Here is a 14,210-nt window from a genome sequence, read left to right on the forward strand (position 1 = left end):
ACCTCTCACCGCCGCAACTGAGGCTTCGCAAATCAGTAGACGTCACGCACGTAGCGTTTCTCCGCTGCCAGTGCCTTGACGTATGCCTCGGCGCTACGGGGTGCAAGCTTTCCGTATTGTGCGACCACACCGCTCAAGGCGCCGTCGACATCCTTGGCCATCCGCTCGGCGTCACCACACACGTAGAAGTGTGCGCCGTTCTGCAGCCACTCCCACAGCTGCGCACCCCGCTCACGCATTCGGTCCTGGACGTAGATCTTCTCCGATTGGTCCCGGGAGAACGCGACGTCGAGTTCTGTGAGGAATCCGTCTCTGCGGAGCTCTTCGATTTCTTCGCGGTAGTAGAAGTCGGTAGCGGCGTGCTGTTCCCCGAAGAACAGCCAGTTCGGTCCGGTATGCCCCAATGCTCGTCGTTCGTGCAGGAACGCTCGGAAGGGCGCGATGCCAGTGCCCGGCCCCACCATGATCATGGGCGCCGCAGGATCCGACGGCGGCCGGAAATGACTGGATTTTTGCACGTAGATGCCGATGTCGTCACTACCGGCGTAATCGGCCAGGTACGTCGAGCACACCCCGCGCCGCGGGACGCCCACAACGTTGTACCGGACGGCGGAGACGGTCAGCTGCACCTCGTTGGGATTCTCCTTCGGGCTCGACGAAATCGAATACAGCCGCGGTTGAAGAGGTTTGAGCACACCTAGCCAGTCGTCGACGGAAGCCCGAACCGGAGACTGGGCCAACACGTCGACGGATTGCCTGCCCCACGACCAATCCTTGAGCACAGCCTTGTTCTCCGGCTTCAGCAGTTCCGCCAGATCAGTGTCCCGGGTCCGCTGATGCACGAATCGCAGCAGATCACTGTTGACGCGCGTGATCTCGAGGCGTTCGGAGAGCGCGGTACGCAGCGTCATCGCGCCGTACTCCCCCAGTTCGACTGTGCTCTCGCCGTCGAGACCGGCAACCGAGAGCCATTCGTCCACGATCGGAGTGCTGTTGCGGGGCCAGACACCCAGGGCGTCGCCGGCCTCGTAGCTGACGGTGCCCTCCGGCAGATGAAAGCCCAACTGGCGCACATCTTTTGTCGAACCCGGGCGATTGAGAACAACATTTCGGGTCAGGCTGGTGATCAGTGGAGATTTCTTGCTGTACTGGCGCGAACTGTCCGGCGGTGAACTCACACGAGACGTTCCGACCACAACGGGGCTGGGCTGATCTCCTACTGCAGTCGCGTCCCCCACTGCAGCCGCGACTGCGTCCAACCAACCGGCAGCATCGTCCTCGTAGTCCGGTTCACAATCGACACGATCGACGATGCGGGTTGCGCCGAGTTCAGCCAGCCGAGCGTCGAGTTTGCGCCCGTGACCACAGAAGTCGTCGTAGTTGGAGTCACCGAAAGCGATGACGGAATAGCGGGTCCCCGCTAGCGAAGGCGCTTCGTCCCCGGTCAACGCGTCCCACAATCCGCTGCCATTGTCCGGCGGATCTCCGTCGCCGGTCGTGCTGGTGATCAGCAGCAGTTCATGAGTGTCCGCAAGATCGGCGACCGAGAACTCATCCATCCCGTATACCCGCACCGGCAAGCCGACTCCCCCCAACCGAGTCGCACAGGCTGCGGCAAATTCCTCGGCGTTGCCGGTTTGCGACGCCCAGAGCACAACGATCTGTTCCCGCTGCGCGTCGGGCTTCGGGGGGCCACCCGAAACGAGAGATCGTGAGTACAAGCCGGCCAGGACACCGTCGACCCACATCCGCTTGCCCGAATCGAAGGGCGCAGTCGGTGGCAAGGTCGGAACCCCAGGCGTACGGTCGGCATCCGATCGCAGCGCGGCGAGAAGTCCGGCGAGATACTGCTGTTCGAGTGGATCGAATGCTGGTGCAGGCGCATCGGTTTGACCGAAGACATCAGCGAGAACGTCGACCCTCGACACGTGCGTTGTCCTCTCGACGGGAGTAGCTTCCGGCGCTCTGACGGCGACCTTGGTCAAGGTGACAGCGCAGGCCTTGAACTCCGGTTGCTGCGACGCCGGATCGATTGCATCGTTGGTGACGGCGTTGATGGTCAGGTATTCACCGAATGCGTCGTTCCAGTGAAATGGCGCAAAGCAGTTCCCCGGGCGCACCCGGTCGGTGACCAGAGCGGGCAGCACCGCGCGGCCGCGGCGTGAGGCAACCTCGATCGCGTCCTTGTCGGCGATACCGAACCGAGCGGCGTCGTCGGGATGCATTTCGACAAATGGGCCGGGGTTGAGTTTGTTGAGTTTGGCGACCTTGCCGGTTTTGGTCATGGTGTGCCACTGATGTGCCAGACGTCCGGTGTTGAGCAGGAACGGGTAGTCGTCGTCGGGCATTTCGGCGGGCAGCATGTGTGGCCGGGCGAAGAACGACGCGCGGCCACTGGCGGTAGGGAACGCGAGGCGCGGAGTACTGCCGTCGTCCCGGACAAGCAATTGCTGACTGACACCGTCATTGAGGTATCGAATGGGGTGGCGGTCCTGATCACTGTTAGGTGGGCAGGGCCACTGGATCGAGTTCTTGCGGAGGCGCTCGTACGTCACGCCCCGCAGGTCGTAACCGGTCTTCGGATTCCAGAACTGCTTGATCTCCTCGAACACGTCCTCTGCACACGTATAGGTGAATGCGTCGGCATAACCCATCTCGCACGCGATCCGGGCGATGATCTGCCAATCCGGTAATGCTTGGCCGACCGGGTCCAACGCCTGCTGGAAGAGCGTCAGGTTGCGTTCGGAGTTGATCATCACTCCGTCGGACTCGGTCCACAACGACGCCGGGAGCAGAACGTCGGCGTATTCGTTCGTTTCGGTGCCGAGGAATGCGTCCTGTGCGATGACAAGCTCAGCTTGCTCCAGGCCGGCGAGCACCGTCTTTCGATTGGCCACCGTTGCAACGGGATTGGTGCAGATGATCCAGCACGCCTTGATCTCTCCGGCCGCCATCCGGGTGAACATGTCGATGGTCCCACCGCCGACGTCCGTGCGCAGCGACCCGTGCGGGATGCCCCACCGGTCCTCGACGAATTCACGGTCGCCGTCGAACATCACCGCACGCTGACCAGGCAAACCTGGCCCCATGTATCCCATTTCGCGGCCACCCATGGCGTTCGGCTGACCGGTCAGCGAGAACGGGCCACTACCGGTTTTGCAGATCGCGCCGGTGGCGAGATGCAGGTTGCAGATGGCGTTGGTGTTCCACGTTCCATGGGTACTCTGATTCAAACCCATTGTCCAGCAGCTCATCCAGTTGCCGGCCTCACCGATGAACCGGGCGGCGGCGCGGATGTCCGCCTCGGGAATACCGGTGATCTCAGCGACCTTGTCCGGCGTGTACTCCGCGAGGAAGCTGGGCATGACCTCCCAGCCTTCGGTGAACTCGGCGATGAACTCGGGATCGGTGTGACCGTCCTCGACCAGGAGGTGCAGCAGTCCGTTGAGCAGCGCAAGATCCGTCCCGGGTGCAATCTGAAGAAACAGGTCTGCCTTGTCGGCAGTGGCGTTGCGTCGAGGGTCGACGACGATCAGCGTCGCGCCCGCCTTGACGCGTTCCATCATCCGCAGGAACAGGATCGGATGGCAGTCCGCCATGTTCGCGCCGATCACGAAGAACACATCTGCGTGTTCGAAGTCCTGGTAGGAACCGGGCGGTCCGTCGGCGCCCAGGGACTGCTTGTAACCGGTGCCGGCACTGGCCATGCACAGCCGAGAATTGGATTCGATCTGATTGGTTCCGATGAATCCCTTGGCCAGTTTGTTCGACAGGTACTGGGCTTCGAGGGACATCTGCCCCGACACGTACAACGCAACAGCATCCGGGCCGTGCTCGTCGACCATCGCGCGCAGACGGTTCGCCGTCTCGGTGATCACAGCATCGATGTCCGCTGCCTCGATCGCACCGCCGCGACTGTGCCGTAGGTATGCGGACTCCATGCGCCCAGGTCCGGCCAACATGTCCGCAGTTGTGCTGCCCTTGGTGCACAACCGCCCGAAATTCGTGGGGTGAGTCTTCAGACCCGACGATTTTGCCGCTTTCCTACGTCCCGTTTCCGGATCGGTGATGATGTCGAGCACCAGACCGCAACCCACTCCGCAGTATGCGCAGAGTGTGTCGACACTAGTGGTTCCGAGCTGAGTAGTACCGAGTTGAGCGCCCATCGTTCCTTGCATCCCTTCGACCGAGAATCAAGGTCGATATCGATCATCGGATGCCGATGTTTCGGGCCTTCGTGTCCGACGTTGCGGGTCAATCACTCTTTCCTCACGGCGACGTTTGCCGCGATGTGAGGCGCCGACAGTCCTGATCAGCCGAGTATCTCCGGCAGGGAGACGTCCTCACCCAGGATGTGCTCGGACAGGAAAGCGATCACCACCTCGTACCAAATCTTGGTGTGAGTCGGTTTGAGGACCCAGTGGTTCTCGTCCGGGAAGTAGAGGAACCGGTGATCGGTCTTTCCGTCAGCGTCGGCAGGCAATCCGGACTCCGCAAGAAGTTCGTACCAGAGGCGCAGCCCCTCACCGATCGGAACGCGGTAGTCCTTGTCGCCGTGAATCACCAACATCGGGGTGTTGATATCCGCCACGTAGAGGTGCGGTGAGTTGTCGACGGCCATTTCCGGTGACATTTCCCGTTGCCAATACCACGCCGAATCCGTCGTCGGACCGAATTGATCCAGCGCCCACAGGCTCGCGTGGGTGACAATCGCGTCGAACCTGTCGGTATGGCCGGCAATCCAATTCGCCATGTAGCCACCGAATGAACCGCCCATTGCGCCGGTGCGGTTCGGATCGATCTCGGGAAGCGCCACGGCGGCGTCGGTCACAGCCATCAAGTCGGTGAAGGGAGCTTTGCCCCACTGGCCCCACCCCCGCTGCACGAAGTCCTGGCCGTATCCCGTGGACAAGGCCGGGTCCGGCAACAGCACCGCGTACCCCTTTGCCACCAACAGCCAGGGGTTCCACCGCCACGACCACGTGTTCCACGAATTCAACGGACCACCGTGCACCCACAACAACAACGGCACCGGCGCATGAGCAGCAGCACCGGTCGGCAACGCCAACCAACTCCGAACCTGTGTCCCGTCCTGCGCCCTGGCGCTGATCTCCGTCAGGGTGCCGGGCAGTTCCGGCAACGCGTCAGGCCCGCGCAACGGCAATACCTCACCCGAGCGAAGAGCAATACGCACCACGTGCGGCGGAGCCTCGTACGATGCGCGCAGCGCGTAGAGGAACTCACCCTCCGCAGACACTCGAATGTCGGTGTAGGCGGCAGCATCCTTGGTCAGCCGCACAGGCTGACCCCACAGATCGATGGTGAAGACGGGTCCGCGACCGCCATCGTCGGCAGTGACGACCAAGCCCGATCCGTCCGAGAGCCACGCGAGCGACGTCGGCCAGCGATCCCAGCCGTCGGCAACAGCGGTTACGGCGCCCGTCCGGAAATCGTAGAGCCCCAAGGACACTCGTGGCGCATGATCCGGAGTTGTGAGAGTTTCGCGAATGAACGCGACGCGAGTGCCGTCCGGAGACACGGACGGACTGTGCACGTCGGCCTCGGCATCGTCCACCAGTGTGGCTCGATCCCCACTCACCGTGTCGATCCGCACGATGGTCGAGCGACGGGCAGCGCCGGAATCTCCCACGGCCCACGTGGACACGACAAACAAACCGTCAGCGCTGATCGACATCGAACCCTCGCGCAGTGCCGCACCGGCGCTCGGTGTCACGTCGCGCAGAACAACAGCACCCTCCGAATCGGATTCCCCGACAACAAGATGCGGTTGATCCGGCCCCAGATCGTGATCCCAGTGCCGCACCGGATATCCGGTGTGGAGCATCGCCGTGACCTTGCCGTCCTTGCGGGCCGCGCGGATCTCGTCGTCGTGCTCCAGCCCACGCGCCGACGCCATCACCGGGGTGTGCGCAACAAAGGTCGGGGCCGACCGCGCGGCCGTCACCGACGAAACGCCGCTGCCGCGACGGCACACCACGCTCGCCTCACCACCGTCGGCAGGTAACCGCCACAGTGCCGGTTGCGGCGAGTCCTCCCCCGGCACGGAACGTGTTGCGGTGAAGAGGATGTCGCCGTCGAAAGCAAACGTGGCACCGGACTCGCTGGTTGTGCCCCAGGTCAATCGCCTGGCCTGCCGACGGCCTTGCGGATCGAATTCCCACAGCGACGATACGTATTCGGTACCGGTGTCGTCGAGAACCGCGCGCCCACAGATCAGCCTCGATCCGTCCACCGAGAGTGCCAGACCCGACAGTCTCGGCAAGGCGATGTAATCGTCCAACTCGTCGAACGGCGTACCGCCGTGCAGTTCAGGCAACATCACTTCTGCTCCCGCAACATCGGATAAACGGTAGGTCCTCCATCAGGTATCACGATTTCGTCGGTCACTACGAACCCGAAACGGTTGTAGTACGGGATGTTCTCCTTCTTACTGGATTCGAGATAAGCCGGTATCCGATCGCGATCGCACCGATCGAGTCTCGAGTTCAGCAGCGCCTTGCCGTACCCGCCGCCGCGCGCCTGCGCTCCGGTACCAATGGTGGCGAGATACCAGTGCGGCGCCTGTGGGTGAGCCTTCTCGAGGACCCCACCCACTTCGGCACCCACCATCATGCGGGTTCCCAATGCGCGCACCACCGCCGGAAAACTGATCACGGACTCCCACGTCGACTGCTTCCATCGCCCCGGCGGATCCCAGAGTGCCGCTCCCCCGATCACGCCGTTCTCGTCGACCGCTACTTCCGACCCACCTCCGGCCAGGTGGTGATAGCGAACTTCGGCGGCAAACAAACGTGCCAACCGCGCGCGGCGAGATTCCTCGTCGGGCAGTATCCACACCATCAGCGGGTCATCCTCGAACGCGTCTGCGAGGACTTCTGCAAGTGCTGGAATATCTGCGGTTTCAGCCGGCCGCACGTTCACACCCATCGTGCGAGCGTACCGGCAAGGCGACGCGACACACATTTCCGCTTTCATGGCATACCCGTCGCATTCGGGAGAGTATGGAGTCATGACGCGCAAGGGCCCCATCAAGGACATCGACGAATCCGACCTCGAGGTCACGCACCCGAAGGATTACGCCGCGGGCGTTCCCGCCGTCCTCGTCTCGTTGCAACGTGGTGTCGAACAGATGGGCGCTCTCCGGACCGCGCGCACCTTGGCCAGGCTCAATCAACGCCACGGTTTCGACTGCCCCGGTTGCGCGTGGCCCGAAACTCCAGGTCACCGCAAGCCCGCCGAGTTCTGCGAGAACGGCGCAAAGGCCGTTGCCGAGGAAGCGACTTTGCGCACCGTCACACCGGAGTTCTTCGCCGAGCACTCGATCGCGGAACTCGACGGCAAGACCGACTTCTGGCTCGGTCAGCAAGGACGCCTGACGCACCCGATGGTGCTCACTCCCGGGGCGACGCACTACCAACCCATCGATTGGGAAGGCGCCTACGCCCTGATCGCCGATCACCTGACGGGTCTGGCCTCCCCTGACGAAGCCGTCTTCTACACGTCCGGTCGCACCTCCAACGAGGCCGCGTTCCTGTACCAGTTGATGATTCGCAGCTACGGCACGAACAACATGCCGGACTGCTCGAATATGTGTCACGAATCGTCGGGCAGCGCCCTCACCGCGTCGATCGGCATCGGCAAGGGCTCCGTGACGGTTCCCGACCTCGAGAACGCCGACCTCATACTCATCGCCGGGCAAAACCCGGGCACCAATCACCCTCGAATGCTCTCGACACTCGAGAAGGCAAAAGGCAACGGCGCCAAGATCATCGCAGTCAACCCGCTTCCCGAGGCCGGACTGCGACGCTTCAAGGATCCGCAGAAGGTCTCCGGCGTGGTGGGTCACGGTGTCGACATCGCGGACGAGTTCCTGCAGATTCGTCTCGGTGGCGACATGGCGTTGTTCCAGGGACTCGGCAGACTTCTCCTCGAGGAAGAGGACCGCAACCCGGGCGCGGTCGTCGACCGCGCATTTGTCGACACGTACTGCGCGGGCTGGGACGACTACGAAAAGAACGTTCGCGCTGTTGATCTCGACACCGTTCTCGAAGCAACCGGGCTGACGATGGCGCAACTGACCGAAACAGCGTCGGCCCTCGCTCGTTCCGAACGCACCGTCATCTGCTGGGCGATGGGTCTGACTCAGCAGGCACACGGAGTCGCGACCATCGAGGAAGCCGTCAATCTCCTGCTGATGCGCGGAATGATGGGCAAGCCAGGCGCCGGTGTCTGCCCCGTTCGCGGGCACTCCAATGTCCAGGGCGATCGCACGATGGGCATCTGGGAAAAGATGCCGGAAGAATTCCTGGCCGCTCTCGACACCGAGTTCAAGATCACGGCGCCGCGAAAGCACGGCTGGGACACCGTCGACGCGATCCGGGCCATGAACGCAGGCAAGGCAAGCTTCTTCATGGCGATGGGCGGCAACTTCATCCAGGCCAGTCCCGATACCGCCGCCACCGAAACCGCGCTGCGCCAATGCGAACTCACCGTTCAGGTCTCTACCAAACTGAACCGCAGCCACGTTGTCCACGGGCAAACCGCGATCATCCTCCCCACCTTGGGCCGCACCGACCTCGACGTCCAAGCCGGCGGCAAACAGCTGGTATCCGTGGAGGATTCCATGTCGATGGTGCACCTCTCGCGCGGGCGACTGAACCCGGTCAGCCCGTACCTGCGCAGTGAAGTCGCCATCATCTGCCAACTCGCCCGCGAACTCCTCGGCAGTGATCACTCCGTACGCTGGTCCGCCTTCGAGGGAAACTACGACCTGATCCGCGACTCCATCTCACGCGTCGTGCCAGGCTGCGAGAACTACAACACCCGCGTCCGCCAACCCGACGGATTCCAATTGCCACACCCGCCGCGCGATTCGCGCGAATTCCACACGCACACCGGCAAAGCCAACTTCGGCGTCAACGAACTGAAGTGGCTGCCCACCCCTAGCGGCCGATTGATTCTGCAGACCATGCGAAGCCACGACCAGTACAACACCACGATCTACGGCCTCGACGATCGTTACCGCGGGATAAAGGGCGGCCGCAAGGTCATTCTCGTCAACGCCGACGACATCACCGCACTCGGATTCCGCGACGGCGATCTCGTCGACATCGTGTCCGAGTGGACAACACCTGACGGCACACTGGAAGAGCGTCGGGTCTCGGAATTCCGCATAGTCTCCTACGACACGCCGCGCGGCAACGCTGCGGCCTACTACCCGGAGACCAATCCCCTCGTCCCTCTCGAACATGTTGCAGCCAAATCGAACACGCCGGTCTCGAAGGCCGTCACGGTTCGACTCGAAGCATCAGGCGCCTGAGATGGGACGAGTCACCGCACGAACACCGGTCGTTCGAATCTCGGGTGACCGGGTCGTCACGCGCCCCGACACGCTGGCCGTCGAGGAACCACTCGAAATGAGGGTCGGCGGCCTGGTGCTGGCGGTGACGATGCGAACACCGGGCAACGACGTCGACCTCGTGCACGGATTTCTTCTCAGCGAGGGCGTCATCGCCACCCGTGACGATGTCAGCATCGTTCGCTACTGCGACGGCGTCGACGAGACCGGCGCAAACACGTACAACGTCCTCGACATCGCCCTGGCTCCCGGAGTGCCGTTGCCGGATCACACCACCGACCGCAACACCGTCATGAGTTCTGCGTGCGGTGTCTGTGGCAAGACCTCACTCGACGCCGTCCGGACAACCACCAAGCACCCGTTGGTCGGCGACACCACCACCGTCCGCTCGACCACGCTGTCGTCAATGCCGCTCACGCTTCGACGACGACAGCGCATCTTCGAGACCACCGGCGGCCTGCACGCAGCCGGATTGTTCACCACCACAGGCGAACTGCTTGCTCTCCGCGAGGACGTCGGCCGTCACAATGCGGTAGACAAGGTGATCGGCTGGGCCATCACCGACGGCCGAGTACCCCTGTACGACACGATCTTGATCGTCAGCGGCAGGGCGTCGTTCGAACTCGTCCAGAAGGCCGTCATGGCCGGCATTCCGATCCTCGGTGCCGTTTCGGCTCCATCGTCACTGGCCGTGGAACTGGCAAAGGAGTCGGGACTGACGCTTGCCGGTTTCATCCGCGGCGATTCGATGAACGTCTACTCCCACCCGCACCGAATCGAGGTCGTCGCTACTCCGCGCGCAGCTGAGCCGACAGTCGCACAGCGGAGTTGACCTCGCCGTAACCCTCGTACCCACCCACGCGTTGAACCACCTCGAAGAACAGGTCGGCGCCGACGGTCGGGGTGAAAAGGTGGAAGAACTCGCCGTGAGCATCCGCGTCGTAGAGGATTCCCGCGCCGCGCATACGGTCGAGCAGTTCGGCATTGAGACCGAAGCGCGCTTCGAGATCTTCGTAGTAATTCGGCGATATGGGAAGCGGCGCATAGCCCCAGTCCGCCATGGTGGCTGCCGCGGCAAAAATATTCTCACACGAGAAGGCAACGTGGCTGACGCCGCCGCGGCGTACGGTGGGCAACCCACTTCGGCTGCCGTCCACCATGTTCAGCGAGATGCGCAGAGTGTTTCCCGAACCGTCCTGAACGAGGGTGAGCGCCTGGCTCCGCATGAGTCCCACAGAATCGGTGACATCCAGCCCCTCGTGCGGATGCATCTCGAAGACAGAACGCAGGAGCAGCATGACGGAGTCCCAACTCTCGGCCGGGACGGCAAGGGCAACATGGTCGATGCCCGTGAGCACCGACGCCTCCGCGCGGTTGCGGGCGGCCGAGAGCGGGTAGATATCGAACGCCGATTCCCACGCCGCCGCACTGCCTGGGCCGCGTAGGTCGATCGACGTCGCGTCGGTGACCTTCAGGCGGACGACGTCCGGAACTTCGGCATTCTCGTCCGCCGAACCTGGCAACCGCACCTGTTCGACCGGCACCTCCAACGCGAGTGCTCGCCGGCCCCACACCTCGGGTTCAGTTGCGCGGATACCGATCTGAGTGAGAACCGGCAGGTCGGCCGGGAGACCGGGCGCGCTCCACACCGTCCCAGCCGTCGCGTCGACGGCGATGGTCAGAAGGCCGTGGCGCCACAACTGCAGATCGTGATCACGATGGCGTCCGACCAGGTGAAAGCCCACCGAAGACAGCATCGTGTGAAGCTGATCCTGCTTGGCCGGTCCGGCCGCGACGCGCAGCGAGACGATACCTTCGAGCGGAGTCCGCTCCGGTGCCGTGAACAACTCGGGTCCATCCCCGACCGACACGGCGGCGGACACCTGCTCCTCCAAGTGGAGCAGCGACCGGTGGGCGTCGACTGCCGTTCGCTGTGTGTCGGCCCGACGAAACACGTCGTTGAAGATTTCGAGTGACCACGGTCCCGTATAGCCGGCGGCGTGGACGTGCCCGGCAAAAGTGCTCAGGTCGAAGCTGCCCTGCCCCGGGAAGTTTCGGTGATGCCTGCTCCACTGAAGGATGTCCATCGCCATGAACGGTGCGTCCGCCAACTGCAGGAAGAATATCTTCTCACCGGGGATATCCCGGATTCCAGCGGGATCGTCACCGCGGGACAGGATGTGGAAGCTGTCCAAGCAGGTTCCGAGTGACGGGTGATCGACTTCCTCGACGATCTTCCACGCATGCCGGTAAGTATTGACGTGTCCGCCCCAGGCCAGCGCCTCGTATGCCACCTTCTTGCCGTGCTCGGACGCCAGCTCTGCCAGCGCCGAGAATTGTTCGACCAACTGACCGTCGTCATGGCTTGCCGTCGGCAACGGCGAGGAACACACAAGCAGTGTTTCGCAGCCCAGCTCTTCCATGAGCTCGAACTTGCGCTGCGCCCGAACAAGATTCCGGGCGAATTGATCTTCGCTCCGGGAATCGAAATCACGAAACGGTTGATACAGATCCAGGGTCAGCCCCAGATCCGCGGCCCGCGTGCGCAGTTCCTTCGGCGACCACGGCGAGGCGACAAAATCCGGCTCGAACACCTCAAAACCGTCGAAGCCCGCCGCGGCAATCGCAACCAGCTTTTCTTCGAGGGTGCCACTGAGTGACACGGTTGCTATCGACGTTCGAACCGGAGTGCTCATCGTGCTACCGCCGCCTGCTCACCCTGAACAAGGGCGGTCATGTGGGCGAGCATCCGATCACTGTCCGGCTCGATACCGGTGAAGATCCGGAAGGCGTCGACGGCTTGGAAAACGGTCATCCCGCCGCCACTGAGCGTCGGGGCACCGATCAAGCGCGCCTGGCGAAGGAGCTCTGTTTCGAGGGGGCGGTACACGATCTCCGCAACCCACAGGTCCGGGCGCAGAAGATCCGGGGAGAAGGCCATACCGGGGTGCGCGGCCATTCCCATCGGGGTGGCATGAATCAACCCGTCGGCGTCGGCAAGTGCATCGGCCAGGTCGTCGGTGTGCTTCGCTACCACGCTCTGAGTGGGAAACTGCACTGCCAACGTCCGCGCAAGTTCCTGCGCCCGAGCAAGACTCGAATCCACCAATGTCAGCACGCGAGCTCCGCGCGTCAGCGCCGCATACGCAACGGCAGCACCCGCGCCGCCGGCACCGAGCTGGACCACCCGGTCCAGCTTCGCGCCGGGGAGTCCCGTGTCGAAGTTACGTCCGAAGCCGGACCAGTCGGTGTTATGACCGATCGCTTTGCCGCCCTCGAAGAGGACCGTATTGACGGCTCCGAGTTTTGCTGCGTCAGGGGACAATTCGTCGAGATGCTCGATCACCAACTGCTTGCACGGGTGGGTGATGTTGAGGCCGCGGAAGCCGAAACGCTTGGCGTAGGTGAGCAGTTCACCGATATCCGACGGTGCCAGCCCCATCACGTCGAGATCGAGGATGCGGTAGACGTACGGCAAAGACTGCGCCCGTCCCTCCTCCTCGTGCATGATCGGCGTCAGGGACGCACCGATTCCTGTGCCGATAAGACCACAGAGAATTGTCTCGCTCATCAGTTCTCTTCTCCTCGGACGCACACGAACTCGACTGCGGCGCTGTATCCGTCGATCCCCAGTCCGCAGATGACGGCGTCTGCAATTCCGGACACGTACGAGTGCTGACGGAAGTCTTCACGACTGTGAATGTTACTGATATGGACCTCGACAACAGGAGCTTCCAGCGTGACCAGCGCATCCCGCAAGGCGACCGACGTGTGCGAATAGCCGCCGGGGTTGATCACGATGCCGGTAACTCGTCCGCGTGCTTCGTGGATCCAGTCGATGAGCTGACCCTCGTGATTCGATTGCTTTGCCTCGACGACGGCACCGAAGTTTGCGGCCGCGACCTCACAGCGGGCAACTACGTCATCAAGGGTGTCCCGACCGTAGAACTCCGGTTGGCGCTGCCCCAACAGATTGAGATTGGGTCCGTTGAGAACCAGGATCGGTCTTGATACTGCCATCGGGTCACCTCGAAGCTAATGTACGAACTAGTGAGTTAATTTATCGGACACTACTCCTCCGACGCGCACTCGACAAGGAACTCACCCAACTCCGTCGCAGATAGAGTGAGGTCCATGGTCTCCGAGCACTCCGCGAATGCACTGGCATCCAAGCCCGAGAAACGACGTCGAAACAGCGATCTCACCCGAGTGAACATCATCGCCGTCGCGACCGAGGAGTTTGCCGACAAGGGTTTCGCCGGAGCCCGCGTGGACGAGATCGCCACCAAGACTCACACCACAAAGCGCATGATCTACTACTACTTCACCGACAAGGAAGGGCTATACAAGTCGGTTCTGGAACACGCGTACAGCGTAATCCGGGCGCAGGAGCGTGAACTCGATCTCGAGGGCCTTGATCCGACGGCAGCTGTTCGCGCACTTGCAGAACTCACCTTCGATCACCACGAGCAGCACCCGAACTTCATTCGCCTGGTGGCCAACGAGAACATGCTGCGCGGCGAGTACATCGAGAAGTCCGAAGTGCTCAGCGGACTCGGCGCTCCCGCCGCGGACCTGGTGTCACAGATCCTCCTCGACGGCCAGAAGGCCGGCACGTTCCGAGACGACGTCGACGCTCTCGACGTGCACATGCTGATCAGCAGTTTCTGCGTCTTCCGCATCGCCAACCGCTACACATTCAAAGCACTCTTCGACCGCGACCTCATCGCCCCGACGCATCGCGAGCACCTGCGAACCATGCTCGGCGACATGGTCGTCGCTTTCCTGACGGCGCCTACCCCCGCCTGACCGACTACCAACTAATTGACTT

9 protein-coding genes are annotated in these 14,210 nt (G+C 62.7%); 3 read left to right on the forward strand and 6 right to left on the reverse strand.

Translation table 11 applies throughout. The features are described from left to right. Positions 1 to 32: 32 nt before the first annotated feature. From EEB13_RS20600 to EEB13_RS20610, 3 genes are all read right to left on the reverse strand, one after another. Positions 33 to 4,166 carry a bifunctional nitrate reductase/sulfite reductase flavoprotein subunit alpha gene (locus EEB13_RS20600; protein WP_141486138.1) on the reverse strand — a complete coding sequence of 1,378 codons (4,134 nt, stop codon included), beginning with the start codon at positions 4,164 to 4,166 and terminating at the stop codon, positions 33 to 35. A gap of 146 nt (positions 4,167 to 4,312) precedes the next feature. Beyond that, a complete protein-coding gene (locus EEB13_RS20605) occupies positions 4,313 to 6,340 on the reverse strand; it encodes an alpha/beta hydrolase family protein (protein ID WP_033232878.1) in 2,028 nt (675 codons plus the stop codon). Further along, positions 6,340 to 6,948, reverse strand: a complete 609-nt coding sequence (locus EEB13_RS20610; RefSeq protein WP_141486139.1) for a GNAT family N-acetyltransferase — start codon at positions 6,946 to 6,948, stop codon at positions 6,340 to 6,342. The genes EEB13_RS20605 and EEB13_RS20610 overlap by 1 nt, the downstream gene beginning before the upstream one ends. Positions 6,949 to 7,030: 82 nt before the next feature. Here EEB13_RS20610 and EEB13_RS20615 point away from each other — a divergent pair, with 82 nt between their 5' ends. Then, the gene (locus EEB13_RS20615) at positions 7,031 to 9,340 is read left to right on the forward strand and encodes an FdhF/YdeP family oxidoreductase (protein ID WP_187328591.1); all 2,310 of its coding nucleotides are present in this window, start codon (positions 7,031 to 7,033) and stop codon (positions 9,338 to 9,340) included. A 1-nt stretch (position 9,341) separates the two neighbouring features. Then, entirely contained in the window at positions 9,342 to 10,211 is an 870-nt protein-coding gene (gene fdhD / locus EEB13_RS20620; RefSeq protein ID WP_141486141.1) for a formate dehydrogenase accessory sulfurtransferase FdhD, read from the forward strand. On the opposite strand, the gene EEB13_RS20625 is transcribed toward fdhD, so the two are convergent. Genes EEB13_RS20625 through aroQ form a run of 3 tightly spaced genes read right to left on the reverse strand, consistent with a single transcriptional unit; the run spans position 10,168 to position 13,399 of the window. Further along, positions 10,168 to 12,075, reverse strand: coding sequence for a sugar phosphate isomerase/epimerase and 4-hydroxyphenylpyruvate domain-containing protein (locus tag EEB13_RS20625; protein WP_045066933.1), 1,908 nt, complete (start codon positions 12,073 to 12,075; stop codon positions 10,168 to 10,170). The two genes, fdhD and EEB13_RS20625, sit on opposite strands and share 44 nt — an antisense overlap. Further along, positions 12,072 to 12,950 carry a shikimate dehydrogenase gene (locus EEB13_RS20630; protein WP_045066932.1) on the reverse strand — a complete coding sequence of 293 codons (879 nt, stop codon included), beginning with the start codon at positions 12,948 to 12,950 and terminating at the stop codon, positions 12,072 to 12,074. The genes EEB13_RS20625 and EEB13_RS20630 overlap by 4 nt, the downstream gene beginning before the upstream one ends. Then, complete coding sequence (aroQ, locus tag EEB13_RS20635) at positions 12,950 to 13,399, reverse strand: type II 3-dehydroquinate dehydratase (RefSeq protein ID WP_141486142.1); 450 nt, start codon at positions 13,397 to 13,399, stop codon at positions 12,950 to 12,952. Before aroQ ends, EEB13_RS20630 begins: the two co-directional genes overlap by 1 nt. Before the next feature lie 114 nt (positions 13,400 to 13,513). On the opposite strand from aroQ, the gene EEB13_RS20640 reads away from it, so the two are divergent. Further along, positions 13,514 to 14,188 carry a TetR family transcriptional regulator gene (locus EEB13_RS20640; protein WP_051730375.1) on the forward strand — a complete coding sequence of 225 codons (675 nt, stop codon included), beginning with the start codon at positions 13,514 to 13,516 and terminating at the stop codon, positions 14,186 to 14,188. The last annotated feature ends 22 nt before the right edge of the window (positions 14,189 to 14,210 follow it).

Origin of the sequence: Rhodococcus sp. WS3 (assembly GCF_003797085.1) — a bacterium.
In the GTDB taxonomy this organism is placed as follows: Bacteria; Actinomycetota; Actinomycetes; order Mycobacteriales; family Mycobacteriaceae; genus Rhodococcus_F; species Rhodococcus_F globerula.